This window comes from Ursidibacter arcticus (assembly GCF_009761375.1).
GTDB lineage: Bacteria > Pseudomonadota > Gammaproteobacteria > Enterobacterales > Pasteurellaceae > Ursidibacter > Ursidibacter arcticus.
On the sequence record NZ_LEKM01000119.1, the window covers coordinates 1 to 4,998 of the forward strand.

1 protein-coding gene is annotated in these 4,998 nt (G+C 42.7%); it reads right to left on the minus strand.

Translation table 11 applies throughout. The features are described from left to right. Window positions 1-15 precede the first annotated feature (15 nt). Window positions 16-4,323: a two-partner secretion domain-containing protein gene (locus A1D25_RS04715; protein ID WP_157394546.1), complete on the minus strand. Its 4,308-nt coding sequence runs from the start codon at window positions 4,321-4,323 to the stop codon at window positions 16-18. Window positions 4,324-4,998 lie beyond the last annotated feature (675 nt).

Consider the following 4,998-nt stretch of genomic DNA (forward strand, 5'->3'; position numbering starts at 1 on the left):
GCGGTTACATTTGCATTAGTTTTTCGCAGTGATATTGCCACTGTTGTCCAGCTTAGTATCCGCAGTGATATTCGCATTGCCTTCAGAAGCGGTGATTTCACCTGCGTTCGTTACGTTACCTGCTTTGACTTCAACGTCTGTTTTAGACACGATCTGACCGCCGGCTTCAACAGTTAAGTTCGCCGGTTTTTCTACGTTGATTTTGCCGGTACCGTCTAGCGTGCTGATTTTACCGTTTTCTTTAACAGTTACATCGCCTTGGTTATTGACATTGATGTCGCCTGTTGCAGAAGTGATGTTACCGTTGGCTGCTACTTCTAAGTCTTTACCCTTAGTCGTTACACCGGTTTTACCAGATACGTTGCCTGATACGGTTGCTTTTTCAGCTGCATCTACAACAACAGCACCCTCTTGAGCGGTTACATTACCACCAAGATTTGCGGTTGGAGCGGTTACATTTGCATTATTTTTTGCAGTGATATTGCCACTGTTGTCCAGCTTAGTATCCGCAGTGATGTTCGCATTGCCTTCAGAAGCGGTGATTTCACCTGCGTTCGTTACGTTACCTGCTTTGACTTCAACGTCTGTTTTAGACACGATCTGACCACCGGCTTCAACAGTTAAGTTGGCTGGTTTTTCTACGTTGATTTTGCCGGTACCGTCTAACGTGCTGATTTTACCGTTTTCTTTAACAGTTACATCGCCTTGGTTATTGACATTGATGTCGCCTGTTGCAGAAGTGATGTTACCGTTAGCTGCTACTTCTAAGTCTTTACCCTTAGTCGTTACGCCGGTTTTACCGGTTACGTTGCCTGATACGGTTGCTTTTTCAGCTGCATCTACAACAACAGCACCCTCTTGAGCGGTTACGTTACCACCAAGATTTGCGGTTGGAGCGGTTACATTTGCATTAGTTTTTGCAGTGATGTTACCGGTGTTGGTTACCGCTTTTGCTGCTGTGATCGCTACTTTAGCAGTGCTTGAAGTGATTTCGCCTGCGTTGGTTACATTATTGACATTAACCGTAACATCCGTTTTGGCAGTGATGTTACCTGAGTTGGTGAGGTTGTTTGCACCATTAATGGTTACTGTACCTTCAGGCGTGGTGATATTGCCTTTATTGTCAATATTACCAGTATTTTCAATGCTGATCGAACCTGTTGGCGAGGTGATTTCACCACCTTCTTTAACGTTCAGATCGTTACCAGTGGTGGTTACTTTGTCAGCAGCAGTCAATTTACCGCCGTTTTCTACGTTGGTAGTTGGTGCGGTTACTGTCAGCTCTGTGCCAGCTTTCACTTCTTTTTTGATGTCTAAAGTGCCAGCAGCAGTGATGCTACCATCATTATCAAAACTCACTGGAGCATTGATGGTTGCACCTTTATTAGAAGTGATACCGTCTGCAGTGTTGTTTTTGAAGTTTACACCTGCTCCACCAAAGATACCGTTATATTTGGAATCAGCGTGTGTGGAGGTGATGTCGATCTTCGCATCGGTGTAGTTTTCGATGTTTACAGGACCGCCTAATGGGAAATTATTAGCATTGATGGTGTTGCTCGGGTTGAATGCACGAACCGCATCATAATCACCTGTGTTGATCGCACGAACTGCCAAAGTCAGGTTTGAGCCTGAATTGGTGCCGTTAAAGGTTACTTCTTTGGTGGTAAATAAAGCACCGCCAGAGGTGATGTTCAGCTTACTTGCATTTTTCTGAACAACAGAATCAGCTCTTAAGACAATATCAGAGTTGGAATTAACGTTTACATTACCTTGTTCAACCACCAAATTACCCAAAGATAAGGTATTTCTCGCAAGATTACCTTGATCTACGTTTTTACCATTGGTCATTTGAATATTGACATTTTTGGCATCAATGGTGGTAGTGCCTTTTCCTAAGTTTAGACCTAGGGTCATACCCCCTAAGAATTTACCACTGATAGATGATTTGAGGGTGATATTATTACCCTCTAATTTCAGATCACCTTGTGCATCAATACCGCTTCTTGAAGCTTCAAAAACAATGCTACTGGTGTCAGCTGCATTGATGGTGGTATTTCTACCGATTTCTGTTGATGGTTGGAAATCACCATGGTCACCATTTCTGCTTAGCAAGTTTAGCTTAACATTGTTTTTGGCATTAATCTCGCCATTTTCCTTAACCTGAATACCACGAGTATTACCCTGCTGACCGATACCTTCTACATTAACAGTACCTTGACCATCAGCGGTTAATTTTGAAACCTCAAAAGCATATCTTCTGCCTTGGAATTGGTTAGGAGAGCCACGCAATTGATAGTCTGATTTTACAGTCAAGGTATCATCAGCATTTGGAGCGACAAATGTGGCGTTATTTAGGATTACCTGACGTTTGAAATTACTGTCATTGTTACTTGTTAGCTGAGTATTGAAGTTTATGTTGCCCTTACCTTTAAAGGTAGAGTTAGTCAAATTAGGCTCTTGTGCATAGAAAGCAGTTTGTCCGCCATTTTTCACATCGACATTGAATGTACCGACTTCAGTACCGCCTTGTACATCTGATAGATCGATGTTGGCATTGGTCGCACGAAGACCTGTTGAAGTCAGGGTAAAGTTACCTGCGTTGGTCTTCACATCACCGTTTAGTACAGCCCTGCCACCAGCAGTGATATTTACATTCAATTTACCATCGGTAGATTCAATTTTCGTACCAGCATTTTGAGTAAAGTCAGATTTTGCATCAAGGGTTAATGTCGCATCGCCACCACCGTTTTTCACGATGTCGGCATTAACGGTTAGTGTACCTGTTTGAGAACCTGCAGTTGGCTCATCAGGGTTATAAGTCAATACGCTAACGTCTGTGCCTTGGCTTAATGCTTGTTCAAGGGTGGTGTTTAGAACAACAGCATTTTCGCCAGTTGGTTTTACAGGGAATTTGCTAATATTCGCTTCTTCGGTAGGAGCAGCAACAATTCGCACGTTATAAGGGTCTAGCAACCACAAGCCGTTTTTACCGTTAGCCGCACTTGCGTCCACTTTGGCAGTTTTTGATACACCCAAGTAATGACCTGAAGTCTCTACAAAACCACCGTTACCTGATGTTTTACCACCACGAGCGATGATCACACCGTCGATTTGAGCATTATCACCCCAAACCACCACACGTCCGCCGTCGCCGTTTTCTGTGGCTGATGCGTCAATGGTTGCACCTTGTTTGATGTGGGTTTCTTTGGCAAGCTGAATGCCGTTTTTGCCTTGACCACGCTCATCACCACCGATATAAACCGTACCGCCGTTTTTACCGGTCAGTTCAAATTTGGCATCGCTTTGGATAACGACTTTATCGCCTGTGATTTTGAGTGAACCGCCGCTGATGGTGCCACCGTTTAGGCTGATTTTGCCACCTACGTCAGCTGTGCCTTGTTTGGCTGAAAGGACGATTTTGCCGTTTTTGTTTTGAATGCTGTCGGCATTTAATACGCCACGGTTTTTCACATTACCTGCAGAGATGTTGATTTTGCCGCCTTTTGCAAAAATTTCGCCCAAATTGACCGCTTCGTTCTCAGGGGCGGATACGCTGTAGGTGATGGTTGGGTTGGCAAGGTCGCTAATGGTGATTTTTTGACCAGCAAGTAAGAAGATGTTACCGTTTTCGGCTTTGATTACGCCGTTGTTCTTGACAGAACCACCCACAAGGGCAACAGTGCCTTTTGGTGAAACGGTGATCAAGCCGTTATTTACGATCTCAGCCATTGCTTTGTCTTTGGCTTGAGCAAAGGCGAGGTTGCCACGTTTGATGTCTTCGTCTGCGATGTTCAATGTCGATGCCACAAAGCCTGCGGTGTCGATGACGCTGTCTTTACCGAAGAAGATACCGTTCGGGTTGATTAAGAAAACTTGACCGTTTGAGTTTAGCGTACCTTTTAATTGTGATACTTGGTCTGACGTTACTCGGTTGAAAACGGCAGAGTTTGAGCTTTCTTGGACGAAACGAACTAATTCGTCTTTGTTGATGTTGAACTGTTTCCAGTTGATGATGGCATCAGGGCTGTTGGTGATGGTGGTGTTTTTACCATTCACCGACATTGTCGCTGTACCGCTTACTACGTCCATTCCTTGTAGGCCTGAAGCGAAGGTTGGGGCTGCAAAACCTAATGTAAAAATAGACAATAACGCTGAAAGCGGTTTTATCTTCAATAAACCGCTTCCTTTGGTTGTTTCTGCTACGCTGTTCACATCAACTGATTGTGAACTTCCACTATTCTTATCGTGACCTGTGGTAATTTCCGACACAACCACAAGCTGATTTAAACGCTTACTAAACTTTAAGCGATATATTTTATTCATTTTTAATTTACTCCTAATGCAAACTAAGTAATGATTTTATTTATAAAGATAAAACAGAGTTTTATCTTAGACCATTGAAAATATTGTATCTATTTTGAAAGATATGCTAATTTCCAAATAACTCTAGCACCATTAAGGTTAGCTGATAAAACTGACCTAAATAGTGCAAACTTCCCCTCAATATGGATAATTCGTTCTTGAATATAAATATATGTAAACTTCAGATTTATATATTAAAACATAACAATTTTTATTATGCATAACGATGGGATAATTTCAGGCTTTCAGGCTTTCAGGCTTTCAGGCTTTCAGGCTTTCAGGCTTTCAGGCTTTCAGGCTTTCAGGCTTTCAGGCTTTCAGGCTCGTTAATTCTACGCCTATTTATAGGCAATAACAAGAATGGTAGAAAATTTTACAAGAATTTACCTGAATTGTGCCTTACATCTCCGCCCTTCAGGGCGGAGATGTAAGGCACAAACGGCATAGCCGTTTCAGACTGATGACAAACCCCAATTTGTTGTATTCAATAAACGGACGCCAGCGTGGCGTCCCTTGTATCTTACTCAACTGTAAATTGGTAAAATAAAAACGTATTATTTTACCACCAAGCATAACCGTAAATTGTGGCGTCCCTGAGTGCTTAGACACTGGTTTGTAGAAAAAACGGTTATGCTT